The organism is Pseudomonas sp. EB271-G4-1, from assembly GCF_058791355.1.
Window position 1 is genome coordinate 92,819 of sequence record NZ_JBYTEO010000004.1, and the last position, 20,642, is coordinate 113,460.

The following is a 20,642-nucleotide window of genomic DNA, read 5'->3' on the forward strand; positions in this document are numbered from 1 at the left end:
GCGGTTGCCCCGACAAAGTGGCGTGCCTATAGTCCAGAGACCTTCCACCGCCAGTACGGACCCATGATCAAACAACAGCTTGCCCGCTTTAATCGTCTCGACCTGCTCGGTCAGCCCACCGCCCTGGAAAAACTCGAACGCCTGTCGGCCTGGCTGGGTCGCGACATCTACGTCAAACGCGATGACCTGACGCCACTGGCGATGGGCGGCAACAAGTTGCGCAAACTTGAATTCCTGGCAGCCGACGCCTTGGCCCAAGGCGCCGATACATTGATCACTGCCGGGGCTCTGCAGTCCAACCATGTGCGCCAGACCGCGGCCATTGCCGCCAAGCTGGGCCTGGGTTGCGTGGCCCTGTTGGAAAACCCGCTGGGCACCGACGACGCCAACTACGTCGGCAACGGCAATCGGCTGTTGCTGGACCTGTTCGATGCCAAGGTTGAGTTGGTAGAGAACCTGGATAACGCCGATGAGCAACTGCAAGCCTTGGCCAACCGTCTGCGCAGCAACGGCAAGAAGCCGTACCTGGTGCCGATCGGTGGCTCGAATGCGCTGGGTGCCTTGGGGTATGTACGAGCCGGGCTGGAACTGGCCGAGCAGATCAAGGACACCGGGTTGAATTTCGCCGCCGTCGTCCTGGCCTCGGGCAGTGCCGGGACACACAGTGGCCTGGCACTGGCGTTGAGTGAAGCGTTGCCGGATTTGCCAGTCATCGGCGTCACCGTTTCTCGCAGCGATGAAGATCAGCGGCCAAAAGTCCAGGGCCTGGCCGAGCGTACCGCCGAGTTGCTGGAGATGCCATTGCCGGCGAGCTTCAAGGTTGAGTTGTGGGATGAATACTTCGCACCGCGCTATGGCGAGCCCAATGCCGGGACGTTGGCAGCGGTGAAGCTGGTGGCTGGTCAGGAAGGCCTGCTGCTGGACCCGGTCTACACGGGCAAGGCCATGGCGGGGTTGTTGGACGGGATCGGGCGCCAGCGTTTCAATGAAGGGCCGATCATCTTCCTGCACACTGGTGGAGCGCCAGCGTTGTTCGCCTATACAAGCTTTCTGTAAAGAGCCAAGATCAAAGATCGCAGCCTCTGTAGGTGCTGCCGAAGGCTGCGATCTTCCCGGGCAACACATATTCCCTTAAGAAATAATAAAAATAGAATTTATTATTTTCTAATCTAAAAGCGCCATCATATAGTCACGCCCCAGGCGAATTTGTAACGAGACGCGTGCGCTGCTTTAAGGCAGGATATCGCAGTCGTCCAAATCCCGATTTTGCCAACTTTCCTTAAGCGTCTTCCATAAGAAAACACAGGGGCTTGTCATGAATTTTTCCGCACTACGTCGAAATCTGCTGGTGGGTTCGCTAGGTCTGGCGCTGAGCGCCGGCCTGATCGGCCAGGCATGGGCCGGTGAGCAACTGAAACAGATCAAGGATAAAGGCGTGATCAACGTCGGCCTGGAAGGTACTTATCCTCCGTTCAGCTTCGTCGATGAAAACGGCAAGCTTTCGGGTTTCGAGGTCGAGCTCTCCGAAGCCCTGGCCCAGAAGCTGGGCGTCAAGGCCAAGATTCAGCCAACCAAGTGGGACGGCATTCTCGCCGCTCTCGAATCCAAGCGCTTGGACATAGTGGTCAACCAGGTGACCATCTCCGACGAACGCAAGAAGAAGTATGACTTCTCCGAGCCATACACCGTTTCCGGTATCCAGGCGTTGGTGCTGAAGGACAAGGAAGCCGCGCTGAACATCAAGAGCGCCGCTGACCTGTCCGGCAAGAAAGTCGGCGTGGGCCTTGGCACCAACTACGAACAGTGGGTAAGAGCCAACGTACCAGGCGCCGACGTGCGCACCTACGACGATGATCCGACCAAGTTCGCCGACCTCAACAACGGTCGTACAGACGCCATCCTGATTGACCGCCTCGCCGCGCTTGAATACGCCAAGAAAGCACCGAAAACCGTCGCTGCCGGCCAGGCGTTCTCCCGCCAGGAAGCCGGTATTGCCCTGCGCAAAGGCGAGCCGGAACTGCTGGCTGCCGTGAACAAGGCTCTCGACGAGTTGCGTGCCGACGGTACCCTGGCCAAGATCTCGGAAAAGTACTTCCAAGCTGACGTCACCAAATAATGGAAGCTGCTTTCCAACTCGCACTGGATTCCGCGCCCTTTCTGCTCAAGGGCGCGTATTACACGGTCATCCTCAGCCTGGGCGGAATGTTCTTCGGCCTGGTGATGGGGTTCGGTCTGGCGTTGATGCGCCTGTCGCGCTTCAAATCGGTCAACTGGCTGGCCCGCATCTACGTGTCGTTCTTTCGCGGCACGCCGTTGCTGGTGCAACTGTTCGTGATCTATTACGGCTTGCCGCAATTGGGCATGGAACTCGATCCACTGCCCGCGGCCCTGATCGGCTTCTCGCTGAACATGGCGGCCTACGCCTGCGAAATCCTGCGCGCCGCGATCGGTTCGATTGAACGCGGGCAGTGGGAAGCCGCTGCCAGTATCGGCATGACCCGTGCGCAAACATTGCGCCGGGCCATCCTGCCGCAAGCGATGCGTACCGCATTGCCGCCACTGGGCAACAGCTTTATCTCGCTGGTCAAGGACACCGCGCTGGCCGCTACCATCCAAGTGCCGGAGCTGTTCCGCCAGGCGCAACTGATTACCGCACGCACCTTCGAAGTGTTCACCATGTACCTTGCCGCCGCGCTGATCTACTGGGTCCTGGCCACGGTGCTATCGCACCTGCAGAACCAGTTGGAAGCACGGGTCAATCGGCACGACCAGGAGTCCTGACCCCATGATTGTCGTGGAAAAACTGACAAAGCAGTTCAAGGGTCAAGTCGTGCTCAACGGCATCGATCTGCAAGTGAAGGAAGGTGAGGTGGTGGCAATCATCGGGCCAAGCGGCTCGGGCAAGACCACCTTCCTGCGCTGCCTGAACTTCCTCGAAGCACCCACCAGCGGCCGGATCAAGGTCGGCGACATCGAAGTCGATACCAGCCGCCCATTGAACCAGCAACAGAGCCTGGTGCGCCGTTTGCGCCAGCACGTGGGCTTCGTGTTTCAGAACTTCAACCTGTTCCCCCACCGCACAGCCCTGGAAAACGTTATCGAAGGCCCGATCATCGTCAAGAAGATCCCGCACGCCGACGCCGTTGCCCTGGGTAAAAAGCTGTTGGCCAAGGTCGGCCTGGCAGGCAAGGAGGACGCCTACCCGCGCCGCCTTTCCGGTGGTCAGCAACAGCGCGTGGCGATTGCCCGCGCGCTGGCGATGGAACCGGAAGTGATTCTGTTCGACGAACCGACCTCGGCACTCGACCCGGAGCTTGTGGGTGAAGTGCTGGCGACCATCCGCGGCCTGGCCGACGAGAACCGCACCATGGTCATCGTCACCCACGAAATGGCTTTCGCCCGTGACGTGGCCAATCGCGTGGTGTTTTTTGACAAGGGTGTGATCGTCGAACAAGGCGAGGCCAAGGCATTGTTTGCCAACCCCAAGGAAGAGCGCACGAAACAGTTTCTCAGCAAGTTCCTGAACAACGCACACCATTAAATCCCTCGTAACACTTGTCAACTTCCATGGATGGAAGTGACACCTTCCTGCCACAAAACCCAATCCTTAGAATATTTATATACCTGTGCGCGACAAGCATATTTTGTCAGTGCACTCGATACATATATGTATAGCGCAACAGTTTAATGACTGATTCTCGACCACCGCCCAAGCAACACCAACCCTCAAAAGATGGCGCCCTTGGCAAGTATATTCGACGTATCTGGACAGTTTATTAACTTCAAAGCGTAGGATAATTCTGAATAACGCCAGACATCCCTTTTAACCAACCCACTCTATTGACACTTACTCTAGCTAACTCTTATCTAGTCTCTTTCCAGCGGCACCGCTCGCGCCCAGTCATTATTTAAACTCAAAGTAATGAACGGTTTTGCTGTTCGAATTCACGTTTTGTTTTCCCCAAACGGACTTCATTGCAAAACATCAAGGAGACTTCCATGAAAAGCACCTCAACTAAAACAGGACTTGCCGCCCCGACTCTCGCGCAATCGCACAAGGTAGGGATCAACCTCGCCTCGGCGACGCACTTGCTGATCGAGGTGCCGCCCTACCCCGCGATGGACGAAGGCGACCTGATCGAACTGTTCTGGGACAACTGCTTCGTCGCTTCCAGGGTCCTGACGGCCAACGAGATTGGCCAACCCGTCCAGCTACGGGTACCCGAGAGTTTTATCGCTAGCGGCTCTTCATACGTCCACTATCGAATCATGCAGATAGGACAAGCACCGATCGTATCCCCCGCCCAGCGCGTGCAGTCCAAGCTCGAGTGTCCGGGCGGGCAGGTATCTGCGTTCAGTGGTGACGAAAATCAGAGCCTGGCCCCGGTAAACATTCCCGGGACAATTCGACGCCAGGGAGTGAACCCTAACCAGATCAAGCGTGGCGTGCCGGTGACCATCGAGCCCTATGTGAACATGGCCGCCGATGACGAAATTACCTTGCGATGGGGCGATGCCCGCATGGATTTGCCCCCACTCAAGGAACGCGATGTGGGCCAGCCGGTTCAGGTCTGGGTGCCTCCGGCGATCATTCTGGAAGCCGGCGAAGACCTGCGACTTGAAGTGACTTACTGCATCCTCGATCGCGTAGGCAACAATTCTCGCTGGGCACCCGCACGGACATTGAAGATTGGTTGTGCCAATCCCTACCTCAAGGAGCCGAAGAGCGATCACCTCCAGGCCGCGGAACATCGCTAGCGATGGCTGCGATCTTGGGACCTTCTATGCATATTCCTAAAAGTTAGTTTTAAAAATATTTATACAAGATTAGGGTATATACACCGGACCACCGGACATTCTTGTTTTCGTTCGCCGCACCCCGCGGCGTTTTCATGAGATGTGAGGTAGGTATGGTCCGGAACACAATCACCCCAGTGCAGATCGCCAGGGCATTGCGTGTAGCCAAGGAGTGGCACTGATGTCCAGTCTGGCTGATGCAATCGTCCAGAGTGACCTGGACATCGCCCCATTGTTGTTGCCCGCGCAAGTGCTGCGCAACGACGCCCAAGCCATCAAGGCCGCCCATGAACTGGCGCAAGTCGCTCTCTTGCAGGCGGCCAGGCGCGACCAGCAACGCAAGTTGCCGTGGTCGGAAATCGAACAATTCACTCGAAGCGGCCTGGGCAGCATTGCCATTCCCCGCGAGTACGGTGGTCCAGAGGTTTCCTTCGTCACCCTCGCCGAGGTGTTCGCGATCATTTCCGCGGCGGACCCGGCCTTGGGGCAGATTCCGCAGAACCAGTTCGGCATCCTGAACCTGATACTCGGCAGCGCTACCGAAGCGCAGAAAAAACAGCTGTTCAAAAGCGTGCTCGAAGGCTGGCGCATTGGTAATGCCGGACCGGAACGTGGCGCTAAAAACACCCTTGAACTCAAGGCGCGCATCACTGCCGATGGCGACGGTTTTGTCCTCAACGGCCAGAAGTTTTATTCCACCGGCGCGCTGTTCGCGCACTGGGTCGCGGTCAAGGCGCTCAATGACGACGGCAAGCAAGTGCTGGCCTTCGTTCGTCGCGGTACGCCGGGGTTGCGCATCGTCGATGACTGGTCCGGTTTTGGCCAGCGCACCACCGCCAGCGGCACCATTTTGCTCAACAACGTGCGAGTCGACGCCGAGCTGGTGGTGGATAACTGGAAGATCAATGAAAAGCCCAATACTCAGGGCGCGGTTTCGCAACTGATCCAGGCGGCCATCGATGCCGGCATCGCCCGGGGCGCGATTGATGACGCCATCAAGTTCGTGAAAACCCGCGCCCGGCCATGGGTTGACGCCAACGTTGAACGGGCCAGCGATGACCTGTACGTCATCGCCGATATCGGCAAGCTGAAAATCGAACTGCACGCCGCCGAAGCGCTGCTGCGCAAGGCCGGGCAGGTGCTCGACCAGGTGAGCGCCGCACCGCTCACCGCTGAGTCCGCTGCCCGCGCTTCGATTGCCGTCGCCGAAGCCAAAGTGTTGACCACCGAAATCTCGTTGCTGGCCAGTGAAAAGCTGTTCGAGCTGGCCGGCAGCCGCGCCACCCTTGCCGAGTTCAACCTCGACCGCCATTGGCGCAACGCCCGGGTGCACACCCTGCATGACCCGGTGCGCTGGAAATACCACGCGGTTGGCGCCTATTACCTGAACGGCACGTTGCCGGCTCGGCATTCCTGGATTTGACGGCCAGACACTTTTTTACCAGAGCTCTGGAGAAACACATGACCCTTTCTCAACACGTCGCAGTCATCACCAGCGATGAGCAAGCCCTGATCGTCGCCAGCGATCTGGCCGAAGATTTCAAACGCGACAGCGCCCTGCGCGACCGTGAACGTCGCTTGCCACACCCCGAGCTGGAGGTGTTCTCCCGCTCGGGCCTGTGGGGCATCAGCGTGCCGAAGGCGTATGGCGGCGCGGGCGTTTCCAACGTCACCCTGGCCAAGGTCATCGCACTGATCGCCCAAGCGGATGGTTCCCTCGGGCAAATCCCGCAGAACCACTTCTATGCGCTGGAAGTGCTACGCGTGAATGGCAGCGAAGCGCAGAAAAAGCGCCTGTACGCCGAAGTACTGGCCGGCCAGCGCTTTGGTAATGCACTGGCAGAGCTGGGGACAAAAACCGCCCATGATCGCGTCACCCGTCTGACACGCGATGGCGATGGCTATCGCATCAACGGTCGAAAGTTCTACGCCACCGGCGCGATCTACGCCCAGCGCATCCCGACCTCGGTGATCGATGAAAACGGCGTGCAGCAACTGGCTTTTGTCCCGCGCAACAGCAAGGGCCTGACGGTGATCGACGACTGGAGCGGCTTCGGCCAGCGCACCACCGGTAGCGGCTCGGTGGTGTTCGAAGAGGTCTTTGTGGCCGCCGAAGACGTGATTCCGTTCCAGACCGCCTTCGAGCGGCCGACACCGGTCGGCCCGCTGGCGCAGATTCTCCATGCCGCCATCGACACCGGCATCGCCCGCGCGGCCTATGAAGACGCGCTGCATTTCGTGCGCACCAAAACCCGGCCATGGATCGACGCCACCCATGAAAAAGCCAGCGACGACCCACTGACCCTCAAGAGTTTCGGCCATTTGAGCATTCGTCTGCACGCTGCCGAAGCCTTGCTTGAGCGCGCTGGTGAATTGCTCGACAAGGCCCAGGCCGATACTCATGCCGAGAGCGTCGCTGCCGCGTCGATTGCGGTCGCCGAGGCTCGCGCCATCAGCACTGAAATTTCCCTCGCCGCCGGCACCACCTTGTTCGAATTGGCCGGCAGCCAGGCCACCCTGATCGAGCACGGTCTGGATCGCCATTGGCGCAACGCCCGGGTGCATACCCTGCACGACCCGGTGCGCTGGAAATATCACGCAGTCGGCAACTACTACCTCAACGATGAAAACCCGCCACTGCGGGGGACCATCTGATGGCCGAGGCGAAAAAGAAGATCCTGCTCAACGCGTTCAACATGAACTGCATCGGGCACATCAACCATGGCTTGTGGACGCATCCACGGGACACCTCGACCCAGTACAAGACGATCGAATACTGGACCGAACTGGCACAGGTGCTGGAACGCGGGTTGTTCGACGGCTTATTCATCGCGGATATCGTCGGCGTCTATGACGTGTACCAGAACTCGGTGGACGTGCCGCTCAAAGAGTCGATCCAGCTGCCGGTCAACGACCCGTTGCTGCTGGTTTCGGCGATGGCTGCGGTGACGAAAAACCTTGGCTTCGGCCTCACCGCCAACCTCACCTACGAACCGCCGTACCTGTTCGCCCGGCGCATGTCGACGCTGGATCATCTGAGTCGCGGTCGAGTCGGTTGGAACATCGTCACCGGTTACCTCGACAGCGCGGCCAAGGCCATGGGCCTGAACGAACAAGTCGAGCATGACCGCCGCTACGACCAGGCCGATGAATACCTGGAGGTGCTCTACAAACTCTGGGAAGGCAGTTGGGAAAACGGCGCGGTACTCAACGATCCGCAGCAGCGCATCTACGCTGCGCCTGAAAAAGTACACAAGGTCGAACACAAGGGCGAGTTCTATCAGGTGGAGGGTTATCACCTGTGCGAGCCGTCACCGCAGCGCACCCCGGTGCTATTCCAGGCGGGTAGTTCCGATCGCGGTTTGCTGTTCGCCGGGCGCCACGCCGAGTGCGTGTTCATCAGCGGCCAGAACAAACCGTCGACCAAGGTCCAGGTGGACAAGGTTCGCGCCAGCGCCGTCGAGGCCGGGCGCAACCCTGAGGACATCAAAGTGTTCATGGGCTTGAACGTGATCGTCGGCGCAACTGAAGAACTCGCTTGGGCCAAGCACGCCGAATACCTGAGCTACGCCAGCGCCGAGGCCGGCGTGGCGCATTTTTCGGCCTCCACCGGCATCGATTTTTCCGAGTATGGCATCGACGAACCGATCCAGTACGTCAAGAGCAACGCGATCCAGTCGGCGACCAAAAACCTGCAGAACAACGACTGGACCCGGCGCAAATTGCTGGAGCAACACGCCCTGGGTGGCCGCTACATCACCGTGGTCGGCTCGCCCGGGCAAGTGGCCGATGAGCTGGAATCGTGGATCGCCGAAACCGGCCTGGACGGCTTCAACCTGACGCGCATCGTCACACCGGAAAGCTATGTGGATTTCATTGAGCTGGTGATCCCGGAGTTGCAACGGCGTGGGTCGTACAAGACCGCCTATGACGGTGGCTCGTTGCGCGAAAAGCTGTTTCACGAAGGGGCGCATTTGCCTGAGCAACACACCGGATCTCACTACCGACACTAACCCTTGTAACTGATCGTTCCCACGCTCTGCGTGGGAATGCAGCCAGTGACGCTCCGCGTCACAGCCGCAGGGACGCGGAGCGTCCCGAGAGGCATTCCCACGCAGAGCGTGGGAACGATCGGCCATAACTTGACTGGAATAAACATCATGACCAAGCACTCTCTCTCTAACCCAGTCAAAGCACTGGCCCTGGCCCTCGGCCTGTTCAGCTCTACGGTTTTCGCCGCCGACGCGCCGCTGAAAATCGGCACCACCGCCGCCTTCGCCATTCCTCTGGAAGCGGCCGTAGAAGAGGCCGGCAAACAAGGCCTGAAAGTTGAACTGGTGGAATTCACCGACTGGATCGCGCCCAACGTCAGCCTCGCCGCCGGCGACATCGACGTGAACTACTTCCAACACATCCCGTTCCTGGAAAACGCCAAGAATGCCTCAGGGTTTGACCTGGTGCCCTTTGCACCGGGGATCATCAACAATGTCGGTCTCTACTCGAAGAAGTACAAAAGCTTCGACGAGCTACCGCAAGGCGCCAGCGTGGCCATCGCCAACGACCCGATCAACAGCGGGCGTGGCTTGCAGCTGTTGGCCAAGGCCGGCTTGATCACGCTTAAACCGGGGGTCGGCTACAAGGCCACCGAAGAAGACATCATCGCCAACCCGAAGAACATCAAGATCCTGCAAGTCGAAGCCGTGCAACTGGTACGTGCCTACGACGACGCCGATCTCGTCCAGGGCTACCCGGCCTATATTCGCCTGGCTAAAACCTTCGACGCCGGTTCTGCCCTGCTGTTCGACGGCCTCGACCACAAGGAATACGTGATCCAGTTCGTGATCCAGCCGAAGAGCAAAACCGACCCGCGCCTGATCAAGTTCGTCGACATCTACCAGCACTCGCCAGCCGTTCGCGCAGCCTTGGATAAAGCCCACGGCAAGCTCTACCAAGCCGGTTGGGAGAGCTGAGCATGACAGCTGCGATCCAACGGCGACTGGATATTCCAGAGCCCCAGAAAGCTGAACAGACCGAACTGCACCCGGACCTGAACCGCGCTCACGTGCGCTTCATCGGCCTGGGTAAAACCTATGACGGCAAGCAAGGTCCGGTGGCCGCGTTGCAGGGCATCGACCTGGCGATCCAGCACGGTGAAGTGTTCGGCATCATCGGTCGTAGCGGCGCCGGCAAGTCGTCGCTGATCCGCACCATCAACCGCCTCGAACAGCCGACGTCGGGGCGCGTGCTGATCGATCAAGTGAACATCGGCGAGTTCGATGAAGACCGTCTGGTGGCATTGCGTCGGCGCATCGGCATGATCTTCCAGCACTTCAACCTGATGTCCGCCAAGACGGTTTGGCAGAACGTCGAGCTGCCGCTGAAAGTCGCCGGTGTACCCAAGGAAAAGCGCGAGCAGAAGGTTCGTGAACTGCTGGAACTGGTGGGCTTGCAAGCCAAGCACAAGGCTTACCCGGCGCAACTGTCCGGCGGCCAGAAACAGCGCGTCGGCATCGCCCGCGCCCTGGTTCACGACCCGGCGATTCTGCTGTGCGACGAAGCCACTTCGGCACTGGACCCGGAGACCACGCAATCGATCCTCGGCCTGCTGCGCGAGATCAATCAGCGCCTGGGCCTGACGATCATTCTGATCACCCATGAAATGGCGGTGATCCGCGAGATCTGTGATCGCGTCGTGGTGCTGGAACACGGGCGCATCGTCGAACAAGGCCCGGTGTGGGAAGTCTTCGGCAACCCGCAGCATGAGGTCAGCAAGACCCTGCTCGCACCGTTGCAACACGCCCTGCCGCCAGAGCTGCAAAGCCGCTTGCATCCGCAACCGCAGTCCGCAGAGGACGCGGTGGTACTGCGCCTGCAGTTCACCGGAACGGCCCAGGCCGAACCGGACCTTGCCGCACTGTTCAGTGCACTCGGTGGCCGCGTGCGCTTGCTGCAGGGTGGCGTGGAACGGATTCAGGGGCATGCGCTCGGGCAACTGCTGCTGGCGGTGACAGGTTCGCCCCTCGGCGCCGAAGAACTGCGCGAACGCGCCGGCCATTGGGCGCAACAGGTAGAGGTATTGGGTTATGTGGTTTGATCGCTTGCTGCAGGGTTTCATCGACACGTTTCTGATGGTCGGCGTGTCGTCGTTGATTGCACTGCTGGCGGGCATTCCGCTGGCAGTGATCCTGGTCACCAGTTCCAAGGGCGGCATCTACGAAGCCCCGGCGCTTAACCGCGCACTGGGTGCCTTCGTAAACCTGTTCCGCTCGATTCCGTTCCTGATCCTGATGGTGGCGTTGATTCCGTTCACTCGCTTGATCGTCGGTACCACGTACGGCGTTTGGGCAGCCGTGGTGCCATTGACCATCGCCGCTACGCCGTTCTTTGCGCGCATCGCTGAAGTCAGCTTGCGCGAAGTCGATCACGGCTTGATCGAAGCCGCACAGGCCATGGGCTGCCGACGTGAGCACATCGTCTGGCATGTGCTGTTGCCTGAGGCGCTGCCGGGGATTGTCGGGGGCTTCACCATCACCCTGGTGACGATGATCAACTCATCTGCCATGGCGGGGGCGATTGGTGCCGGTGGGTTGGGGGACATTGCCTATCGGTATGGGTATCAGCGCTTCGATAGCCAGATCATGCTGACGGTGATCGTGTTGCTGGTGGCGTTGGTGGCGGTGATTCAGTTGGGTGGGGATCGGTTGGCTCGGGGATTGAACAAACGTTAGATCAAGATCAAAAGATCGCAGCCTTCGGCAGCTCCTACAGGGTGGCGCCACAGGGAATGTGTACACCCTGTAGGAGCTGCCGAAGGCTGCGATCTTGGCGATATTTCGTACAAGAAAATCGGCAATTCTGAAGGCTCAATCCCTTTCCTTTGCAGGACGTTTCCTAGATTATTCCGCTCGCTTGCGCCTGCCAAACTCCGTGGTTAGTCTCGGTCCGTCACTGCTCATCAGTGATCGGGTTTAGTAGCCCGGAACAATAGGCGCATAGCAATTCCATGCTCATGTCCGGCACTTTGCCGCATGCAGAAAATGGTGGCTGTGCGTGGGGTACCTTCGGGTGCACCGGTTTCTCCTATTGACCGGCCTACTAACCTGCGTACAGCCGCCACCCAATCGTTTAGTAGGCGAAAAGTGTCGGCTCCCATGCAGCAATAGGAGCAACACATGGAAAGATCAGTACCCGACCCACCCCCCGAAAAAGACCCGCTCAGGGATCGATCAGCGCTCTACCGCGCCATTGATTTCTACCTCACCGGCGATCAACCCTCCCCGCCCGACGAACTGCGGTTCTACAACGTCAGCAAAGACGTGAGCTTCGAAGACACCCAACTCTACATCGCCGATCTGCTGCGCTGCGCCTCGGTCACAGCCTATCAATGTGGCGACCATCTAAAGGGCGCCGACCGTGCAATGGTGTTCTCGGTCTGGCATTTGCTGGAGATTGCCAAGGCGATGGTGGATCATTCCATTGAGTGCCTGGGGATGAAGAAGAGCTGAATCAAGATCAAAAGATCGCAGCCTTCGGCAGCTCCTACAGGGAGCTCCTCTGTAGGAGCTGCCGCAGGCTGCGATCTTTAAAGCGCGAAAGCGCTTATAGTTTGCGCATCTCCCTTTACCTGCGCAGCCGACCATGAAACAGACTCCCGCCGACCTCGAGCAGATCACGTCCACGACTCTGGACCATTACAACTCGGTGGCCGAAAGTTTCCGCGAAGGCACCCGCGATCACGATGTCAGCCAGAACATCGACGCGCTGTTGCGGCATATTCAGGGCGAGCCGCCGTTCGACATTCTCGATTTTGGCTGTGGTCCCGGTCGCGACCTGCAGACCTTTACGCGCATGGGCCACACGGCGGTAGGCCTTGATGGCTCGCAGAAGTTTGCGCAAATGGCCCGGGAGGACAGCGGTTGCGAGGTCTGGCAGCAGGACTTCCTGAAGCTGGATTTGCCTCAGGAACGCTTCGATGGGATTTTTGCCAATGCGGTGTTGTTTCACATCCCGCGCCAGGAGCTGCCCCGGGTATTGAAAGAGCTGCGCACGGCATTGAAGGCAGGTGGTGTGTTGTTCAGTTCCAATCCCCGTGGCGACAACCAGGAAGGCTGGAACGGGCCACGCTATGGGTCGTATCACGACCTGAAGGCATGGCAGCAATTGCTGACCGAAGCGGGCTTTGTGGAGCTGGAGCATTACTACCGGCCAGCGGGGCTGCCGCGCGAGCAGCAGCCTTGGTTGGCGAGTGTATGGCGCAAGTCTTCGTAGTCAGTACTGACGCCATCGCGGGCTTGCCCGCGATGAGCGCGCAGCGCTCGTCTTAGCGCACTTCTTTCTTCGGCTCGCGAATCTTGTACCAGGCCACATACAAGGCCGGCAAAAACAGCAGCGTCAGCAAGGTGGCGACGATGATCCCGCCAATCATCGCGTAGGCCATCGGCCCCCAGAACACTTCCCGGGCAATCGGGATCATGCCCAGGCTCGCCGCCGCCGCGGTCAGCAGGATCGGTCGACGACGATGCTCGGTAGCTTCCACCACCGCATCCCAGGGTGACGAACCTTGTGCCACGAACTCATCGATCTGGGTCACCAGGATCACCGAGTTGCGGATGATGATACCGATCAGCGCCAGGATGCCGAGGATCGCCACGAAGCCCATCGGCGTTCCGGTCGGCACCAGCGCCAGCACCACGCCAATCAGCCCCAGCGGCGCGACGCTGGCCACCAGGAACATCTTCTGCACGCTGTGCAGCTGAATCATCAGGAAGGTGGCCATCAGGAACACCATCAACGGCACCACCTTGTTGATCGGCCCCTGGGCCTTGGCGCTTTCCTCCACCGTACCGCCCGTGGCGACCTTGTAGCCAGCCGGCAACGAGGCGGCGAATTTTTCGATATCCGGCTTGAGCTGTGTCACCAGATCGGTTGGCTGGATATCACCGATGACCGCCGTCTTGATGGTGATTGTCGGTTTGCGGTCGCGACGCCACACCAGCGGTTGCTCGAGTTCGTAGCGCACGGAGGCAAACGCCAGCAGTGGAATGGAGGTGCCGCCCGGTGTGAGGATCTGCAGGTTCTGCAGGGTATCCGGTGAGCCCCGCTCGGCGTCCACGGCGCGACCGACCACGTTGATCAGATAGATATCGTCGTCGACCTGGGTCACCGTCGAGCCGCTGACGATGCTGTTCATCAGGTTCGCCACGTCTTCGGACGACAAGCCGAGCTGGCGCGCCTTGTCCTGGGCGATGTCGATGCGCAGTACCTTGCCTGGCTCGTTCCAGTCGAAAATGATTTCACCGATGTGCGGGTTCTTGTCCAGTTGGCTGGCCAGATCGATGGCGTGCTTGCGCACCTGGTCGATGTCCGGGCCGCTGACGCGGTACTGGATCGGCCGCCCCACGGGTGGGCCCATTTCCAGGGCCTGGACGAAACTGCCGATGCCGACGAAGTCTTTGCGCAGGCGTTCGCGCAGGCGGTCACTGAGGGCTGCGCGCGTCTCGAAGTCTTTACTCACAATCACCAGCTGAGCGTAGTAAGGGTTCTGCAGTTGCTGGTCGAGGGGCAGGTAGAAACGAATCGCGCCCTGGCCGATGTAGGTACTCCAGCGCACGATGTCGGGGTCGCCCTTGAGGGTCGCTTCAAGTTTATCCACGGCTTTGCGGGTTTCATCAATCGAGGCATTTTGCGGCAGGTTCAGATCCACCAGGATTTCCGGGCGATCCGAGGCCGGGAAGAACTGGTTCTGCACAAAGCGCATGCCGACCACCGACAACCCGAACAGCAGCACCGTTATGCCGATCGCCCACCAGCGGTTACGCATGCTCCACAGCAGGCCGCCATTGAACGCCCGCCCGAGGCGCCCGGGCTCCGCCGAGTGCGGCTTCACATTGGTACTGAGGATGTGCACGCCAATCACCGGGGCGAACAACACCGCGACAACCCACGAGACCAACATGGCCACTGCAATGACCGCAAACAGGGTGAAGGTGTATTCACCGGCTGAGCTGCCATTGAGACCAATGGGGACGAAACCCGCCACTGTTACCAGCGTACCGGTGAGCATCGGGAAGGCGGTCGAAGTGTAGGCAAAGGTCGCGGCCTGTTCCTTGGTTTCGCCCAGTTCCAAACGCGAGACCATCATCTCGACGGTGATCATCGCGTCATCCACCAGGAGTCCGAGAGCGATGATCAATGCGCCGAGGGAAATTCGCTGCATGGTGATGCCGCTGTATTCCATGAACACGAAGACCATCGCCAGCACCAGCGGGATCGAGCACGCCACCACCAGCCCCGCGCGTACGCCGAGGCTGATGAAGCTGACCACCAACACGATCACCACGGCTTCGAACAACGCACTGGTGAACCCGCCTACGGCCGCTTCCACGACGACAGACTGATCGGACACGTTGTGCACACCGACGCCTACTGGCAGATCCGCCGTGAGCTCGCTGATGCGCTGGTGCAGGGCCTTACCGAAGTCCTGGATGTTGCCGCCCGTTTGCATCGCAATGGCCAAACCGATGGCGGGTTGGCCATTGAAGCGAAATTCCGGGGTCGACGGGTCGACGTAACCACGGCGAATATCGGCGATATCGGCCAGGCGATAGAAACGGTCATTGAGCCGCAAGTTGACGTTGGCCAGATCCTTCTCGGAAATGAACTGCCCGGACGTGCGCACGGAAATTCGCTCCGGACCGGCTTCGATCACCCCGGACGGCGTCACGGCGTTCTGGGTCTGCAGGGCTTGTACGACTTGCTGCTCGTCGATGCCCAGCGCCGCCAGTTTGCGTGTCGAGAAATTCAGGTAGAGCACTTCGTCCTGCTGGCCGACCATCTCGATCTTGCCCAGCCCCGGCACACCGCGGATATCGGCGCGCGCCTGCTCGACGTAATCGCGCAACTGGCGCAACGACAGGCCATCGGCGGTGAAGGCGTAGATCGAACCAAACACGTCACCGAACTCGTCGTTGAACGACGGCCCCTGAATGCCCTGGGGAAACGAGTAGCGGATGTCGCCGATTTTCTTGCGCACCTGGTACCAGATTTCCGGGATGTCCTTGGCCTTGGTGGTATCGCGCAAGTACACGTAGACCGTGGATTCGCCAGGGCGGGTATAGCTTTTCACGTAGTCGAGGGAATCAAGCTCTTCGAGCTTTTTCTCGATACGGTCGGTGATCTGCTTGAGGGTTTCTTCCTGGGTTGCACCGGGCCAGCGGGTCTGGATCACCATGGTCTTGATGGTGAACGACGGGTCTTCCTCGCGACCCAGGTTCAGGTACGAGAAGACGCCCATCAGCAGAGAAACAAACATCAAATACCAGACGAACGACTGATGCTTGAGGGCCCATTCGGATAAGTTGAAACTCCCTTTCATTGTGGGTTGCCCTCATCGACTTTCACTTTCTGCCCCGGCTTGAGGCTGTTCACACCGGCACTGACGACTCGCTCGCCAGCCTTGATATCGTTGGCCAGCACCACCGTAGTTTGCGTACGGCTGACGATGCTGACATCCCTTGGAGAAACCGTTTGCGTCTGCGCATCAATGATCCAGACGCGGTTTTTGCCGTCGACCTCCTGCAAGGCACTCAGGGGGAGCTCGATGCGCGGCTTGATCGCGCTACTCAAGGTCACGCTGATCGCCGTGCCGAGGCGAAACGCCGGCGGTGTTTCGGTCAGCGTCAGGCGTGCGCGCCGGGTTCGGGTCGCACTTTCGGCCTGGGGTTCGATTTCACGCACAATGGCCGTGGTGGCAATGTTCGGGTTCAGTTGCGAGGCAACCTGGAACACCACGTCGGCGGGCAACTGGTCGATCAAGGTGTCGGGCAGGTCGATCACCGCTTCCTTGATGTCCGGCTGCGCCAAAGTGACCACCTGCTGACCCGCGGTGACGACCTGCCCGGCTTCGGCACTCCACGCCGTGACCACGGCCTTGTGATCGGCGCGCAACTCGACATAGTTGAGCTGGTCCCTGGCCTGGCTGACCGCGGCCTTGGCCTGGTCGAGCGAGGCCTGGGTGGTTTTCAGGTCGGTGAGTGCGCTGTCGAGCTGCGCCTGGGAGCCCACCCCGCGATCAAACAATTGCTGCTGTCGCCGGGCGCTGGCCTGGGCGTTGATGAGTTGCGCCTGGACACTCGCCAGGTCGCCCTCGGCCGAACGCAACTGGTTCTGCTGGTCGGTGGGATCAAGCGTGGCGAGCAAGGCCCCTTTGTCGACTTCGGCACCGACATCGACGCTGCGACTGGCTATGCGCCCCGGCACTCGGAAACCGATATTGCTTTCATAACGGGCCTGGATGCTGCCCGCGAAACGCCCGAGATTCTGCTCATCCAGGGCCTGGACCGTGATCGACAACACTGGACGCACTATTTCCGGGGCGGGTTCTTCTTTCGAGCAGGCCAGCAGCATCATACCGGCGAGCACCACTAACAGACGCTTCATTGCGCAGTCCCCACAGACAAATCCTTGTAGGTGTCTTCGGCGATTTCCACCGTCACACCGGGGTGCAGCAACTGACCGCCCGCGACGACGACTTTTTCACCGCCGGTCAGTCCGGCGCTGATGATGACTTTACCGGTCAGGTAGCGGCCAACCTTGACGTTGTGCAATTGCGCCTTGCCCTCCCCATCCACCAGCCACACCGCCGGCTCGCTGACATTTTTGGTCAGCGCCGACCACGGAAGCTCCACGGCGGACTTGCCCCGGGTATTGGCGGTGGCACTCACCACCGAGCCCAATTGCATCCCTGGCGGCAAGCTGTCGAGGGTGACTTTGACCTGCACCGTACCCGTTTGCTCGGAGACGGCCGGAGTGACTTCCCGCACGGTCCCGGTGGTCTTGACCGCCGGATTATCCAGCAGACTGACCACCACCGCCCTGTCCGACGGTGGCTCGGCCAGTAGCGACTCGTAGACGTTGAACACCGCATCCCGATCCCCGTCCCGGGCCAGACTGAAAATCGGCACCGTGGCCTGCACCACCTGGCCGACCTCGGCCTGCCGCGCCGTGATCACGCCCGGTGCGTCGGCGATCAACGCGGTGTAGCTCAATTGTTCACGGGCGTTGGCCAGTTGCGCCTCGGCAGCCGCGAGCGAACTTTGGGTGCTGCGCAAGGCCGCCTGGGCGGAATCGTATTCGCTCTGGCTGGTATAGCCCTTGGGCAACAATTTCTGCTGGCGCACGAAGGCCGCGGCGTTCTGCTTGACCTTGGCCTGCTCGGCGACGACCTGGGCCTGGGCCGAATCGACGTTGGTCTGCAGGTCCTTGGGATCGAGCCGGGCGAGCACCTGCCTGGCCGAGACCCGGTCACCGACATCCACCATACGCTGGATGATCTTGCCCCCGACGCGGAACGACAACTCAGTCTGCACCCGGGCCTGGACATCACCGGTCAACGTGATGTTGACGGCGTAGTCGGCCAGCTTGACCTCTTGCACGAAAACCCGGGGCCGGTTCTTTTCGACCGGCGCCTCTTCACTGCATGCGCTCAGCAAAGCCAACAGGCTCAGGCCAAGCGCGATTTTCAATCCGGGAACAACCATGCAGACTCCTTTGCGTTTAACGGGCGCGATTCGCATGTGAGCTTAGAACAGGGATTAACCTTCGCCCACGCAATAATCGTCATTTCCTACACAGGAGCTGCGAAAGGCTGAGATCTTTTGCATTTAAATGATAAGAATCAAAAAAGATCGCAGTCTCCGGCAGCGCCTACAGAGAACGTCCTTCATGCTCAAGACCCTCGCGGTGGCCAATTACCGCTCGATCAACAAACTGGTCATTCCGCTGGGTCGGTTGAACCTGATTACTGGCCCCAACGGCAGTGGTAAATCCAATCTCTACCGCGCGCTGCGCCTATTGGCGGAAACGGCTCAGGGTGGCGTGGTCAATGCGTTGGCTCGCGAGGGTGGACTTCATTCGACCTTCTGGGCCGGCCCGGAAACCATCACCCGGCGCATGCGCAATGGCGAAGTGCCGGTAGAGACGTCGGTGCGACAGGGCGTGAAGCGTTTGCGATTGGGATTTACCGGAGAAGAATTCGGATACTCGATCAGCCTGGGGCTGCCCGATTCGAATGGTCATTTCATGCTCCCTGGAAACCCTTTACCCATTCCGTCACGTTTCAGCCTCGACCCGCAAATCAAGCGCGAATGTCTGTGGGCCGGGACGTTCTATCGCCCAGCAAGCGTTTTGGTAGATCGTGACGGCCCGCTGATTCGCAGTCGGTCCAACCGCAGCTGGGACGTGCTGGCGCAACACACGCCGAATTTCGACAGCCTGTTCGATCAGGTCGGCAGCCTGCGTACTTCGCCGGAAGTCCTGGAGACCCGTGAGTTCATCCGCCGCTGGCGCTTCTACGATCACTTTCGCAGCGATGCCGACGCTCTGGTGCGTCAGCCACAACTGGGCACCCGCACCCCGGTATTGCACCACGACGGTCGGGACCTGGCGGCAGCATTGCAGACCATTATCGAAATCGGCGACCCCGAGGCATTGCGCAACGCGATCAGTGACGCATTTCCCGGTGCACGACTGCACATCGAACCGCTTCCCGGCGGACGCTTTGCTATCGAGTTCTATCAGGAAGGTTTGCTGCGGCCGTTGTCGGCGGCTGAGTTGTCGGACGGGACGTTGCGTTACTTGCTATTGGTGGCGGCACTGCTGACGCCCCGGCCGCCGACATTGATGGTGCTGAACGAACCGGAAACCAGTCTGCATCCGGATCTGCTGCCAGCGCTGGCGAGGCTGATTATCCGGGCGTCGGAGCAATGCCAGGTGTGGGTGGTGTCCCATGCGCGACGCCTGATTTCGGCACTGCAAGAGGACCCGCAGTGCAATTGCATCGTGCTGGAGAAAAACCTCGGGCAAACCGGGATTGTCGGGCAGCGGATGCTGGATGAGCCGGCGTGGTATTGGCCGGATTGAGGCACATGGATTGTTCCCACGCTCTGCGTGGGAACGATCACGCCGACGCTGTCTCAGCTGTCGGCGTTGGCAACCTGGAACGGGTTTACCTCGTGAATCAGAACGCTGGCAAAACCGCGCCGCTGTACTTCTTCTCGATGAAAGCTTTCACTTCCGGGCTGGTCAGGGCCTTGGCCAGTTTCTGGATGGCGACGCTGTCCTTGTTATCAGGACGAGCAACCAGGAAGTTGACGTAAGGCGAATCGGCACCTTCGATCACCAGTGCATCCTTGGCCGGGTTCAGGCCCGCTTCCAGCGCGTAGTTGGTGTTGATCATGTCCAGGTCAACCTGGTCCAGCACACGCGGCAGCATGGCGGACTCAAGCTCCTTGAACTTGAAGTTGTGCGGGTTCTTGGCGATGTCTTTCGGGGTGGCCAGGGCGTTCTTCGGGTCTTTCAACTCGATCAGGCCAGCCTTCTGCAACAGGATCAGGGCACGGCCGCTGTTGCTGCCTTCGTTAGGGATGGCAATGGTCGCGCCGTCTTTCAGCTCGGCCAGGGTTTTGACTTTCTTCGAGTAGCCACCGAACGGTTCGACGTGAACGCCGATCACGGTTTCCAGGTGAGTGCCTTTGCCTTCGTTGAAGCTCTTCAGGTACGGCAGGGTCTGGAAGTAGTTGGCGTCCAGACGCTTCTGGTCGACCTGCACGTTTGGCTGAACGTAGTCGGTGAAAACCTTGATTTCCAGGTCCACGCCTTCTTTGGCGAGGGTTGGCTTTATCAGTTCGAGAATCTCGGCGTGTGGAACCGGGGTCGCCGCAACCACCAGTTTCTCGCCAGCCTGTGCCAGGCCCGCAGTCAGGGCAGCCGCCAGTGCGGTGAACAACAGAACCTTTTTCATGCAGTGTCCTTATCGAAAATCACGGTCGCTTGTGGCGACGGCTAGA

At 59.7% G+C, this 20,642-nt stretch carries 18 protein-coding genes; 14 read left to right on the forward strand and 4 right to left on the reverse strand.

All coding sequences use genetic code 11. From position 1 onward, the window contains the following. Positions 1-63: 63 nt before the first annotated feature. From AC3WWR_RS03420 to AC3WWR_RS03480, 13 genes are all read left to right on the forward strand, one after another. On the forward strand, positions 64-1,056 hold the full coding sequence (locus tag AC3WWR_RS03420) for a D-cysteine desulfhydrase (RefSeq protein WP_020795808.1): 993 nt from the start codon (positions 64-66) through the stop codon (positions 1,054-1,056). Positions 1,057-1,315: 259 nt separating this feature from the next. After that, a complete protein-coding gene (gene tcyJ / locus AC3WWR_RS03425; protein ID WP_020795810.1) occupies positions 1,316-2,116 on the forward strand; it encodes a cystine ABC transporter substrate-binding protein in 801 nt (266 codons plus the stop codon). Next, a complete protein-coding gene (gene tcyL, locus AC3WWR_RS03430) occupies positions 2,116-2,781 on the forward strand; it encodes a cystine ABC transporter permease (RefSeq protein ID WP_020795811.1) in 666 nt (221 codons plus the stop codon). Before tcyJ ends, tcyL begins: the two co-directional genes overlap by 1 nt. Before the next feature lie 4 nt (positions 2,782-2,785). Further along, entirely contained in the window at positions 2,786-3,541 is a 756-nt protein-coding gene (gene tcyN, locus AC3WWR_RS03435) for an L-cystine ABC transporter ATP-binding protein TcyN (RefSeq protein WP_020795812.1), read from the forward strand. A gap of 458 nt (positions 3,542-3,999) precedes the next feature. Further along, the gene (locus AC3WWR_RS03440) at positions 4,000-4,758 is read left to right on the forward strand and encodes a hypothetical protein (protein WP_020795813.1); all 759 of its coding nucleotides are present in this window, start codon (positions 4,000-4,002) and stop codon (positions 4,756-4,758) included. 220 nt (positions 4,759-4,978) lie between these two features. After that, positions 4,979-6,220, forward strand: a complete 1,242-nt coding sequence (locus tag AC3WWR_RS03445) for an SfnB family sulfur acquisition oxidoreductase (RefSeq protein WP_020795815.1) — start codon at positions 4,979-4,981, stop codon at positions 6,218-6,220. 38 nt (positions 6,221-6,258) lie between these two features. After that, entirely contained in the window at positions 6,259-7,452 is a 1,194-nt protein-coding gene (locus AC3WWR_RS03450) for an SfnB family sulfur acquisition oxidoreductase (RefSeq protein WP_020795816.1), read from the forward strand. Continuing rightward, entirely contained in the window at positions 7,452-8,810 is a 1,359-nt protein-coding gene (locus AC3WWR_RS03455; protein WP_151143825.1) for an LLM class flavin-dependent oxidoreductase, read from the forward strand. The genes AC3WWR_RS03450 and AC3WWR_RS03455 overlap by 1 nt, the downstream gene beginning before the upstream one ends. Positions 8,811-8,957: 147 nt before the next feature. Continuing rightward, entirely contained in the window at positions 8,958-9,767 is an 810-nt protein-coding gene (locus AC3WWR_RS03460) for a MetQ/NlpA family ABC transporter substrate-binding protein (protein WP_083349988.1), read from the forward strand. 2 nt (positions 9,768-9,769) lie between these two features. Beyond that, positions 9,770-10,891: a methionine ABC transporter ATP-binding protein gene (locus AC3WWR_RS03465; RefSeq protein ID WP_492598460.1), complete on the forward strand. Its 1,122-nt coding sequence runs from the start codon at positions 9,770-9,772 to the stop codon at positions 10,889-10,891. Then, positions 10,881-11,525: a methionine ABC transporter permease gene (locus tag AC3WWR_RS03470; protein ID WP_020795820.1), complete on the forward strand. Its 645-nt coding sequence runs from the start codon at positions 10,881-10,883 to the stop codon at positions 11,523-11,525. Before AC3WWR_RS03465 ends, AC3WWR_RS03470 begins: the two co-directional genes overlap by 11 nt. A 444-nt stretch (positions 11,526-11,969) precedes the next feature. After that, on the forward strand, positions 11,970-12,302 hold the full coding sequence (locus tag AC3WWR_RS03475; protein ID WP_020795821.1) for a DUF6124 family protein: 333 nt from the start codon (positions 11,970-11,972) through the stop codon (positions 12,300-12,302). A 133-nt stretch (positions 12,303-12,435) separates the two neighbouring features. Beyond that, on the forward strand, positions 12,436-13,065 hold the full coding sequence (locus tag AC3WWR_RS03480) for a class I SAM-dependent methyltransferase (RefSeq protein ID WP_020795822.1): 630 nt from the start codon (positions 12,436-12,438) through the stop codon (positions 13,063-13,065). A gap of 52 nt (positions 13,066-13,117) precedes the next feature. Here AC3WWR_RS03480 and AC3WWR_RS03485 read toward each other — a convergent pair whose 3' ends face one another. Genes AC3WWR_RS03485 through AC3WWR_RS03495 form a run of 3 tightly spaced genes read right to left on the reverse strand, consistent with a single transcriptional unit; the run spans position 13,118 to position 18,335 of the window. After that, positions 13,118-16,171 carry an efflux RND transporter permease subunit gene (locus AC3WWR_RS03485; RefSeq protein ID WP_020795823.1) on the reverse strand — a complete coding sequence of 1,018 codons (3,054 nt, stop codon included), beginning with the start codon at positions 16,169-16,171 and terminating at the stop codon, positions 13,118-13,120. Then, positions 16,168-17,235: an efflux RND transporter periplasmic adaptor subunit gene (locus tag AC3WWR_RS03490; protein ID WP_042955232.1), complete on the reverse strand. Its 1,068-nt coding sequence runs from the start codon at positions 17,233-17,235 to the stop codon at positions 16,168-16,170. The genes AC3WWR_RS03485 and AC3WWR_RS03490 overlap by 4 nt, the downstream gene beginning before the upstream one ends. Beyond that, complete coding sequence (locus tag AC3WWR_RS03495; protein ID WP_492598461.1) at positions 17,232-18,335, reverse strand: efflux RND transporter periplasmic adaptor subunit; 1,104 nt, start codon at positions 18,333-18,335, stop codon at positions 17,232-17,234. The genes AC3WWR_RS03490 and AC3WWR_RS03495 overlap by 4 nt, the downstream gene beginning before the upstream one ends. 184 nt (positions 18,336-18,519) lie before the next feature. Between AC3WWR_RS03495 and AC3WWR_RS03500 the strand changes: the two genes are divergently transcribed. After that, a complete protein-coding gene (locus tag AC3WWR_RS03500) occupies positions 18,520-19,716 on the forward strand; it encodes an AAA family ATPase (RefSeq protein ID WP_492598462.1) in 1,197 nt (398 codons plus the stop codon). 97 nt (positions 19,717-19,813) lie between these two features. Here AC3WWR_RS03500 and AC3WWR_RS03505 read toward each other — a convergent pair whose 3' ends face one another. Then, a complete protein-coding gene (locus AC3WWR_RS03505; protein ID WP_007972924.1) occupies positions 19,814-20,596 on the reverse strand; it encodes a MetQ/NlpA family ABC transporter substrate-binding protein in 783 nt (260 codons plus the stop codon). Between the last annotated feature and the right edge of the window lie 46 nt (positions 20,597-20,642).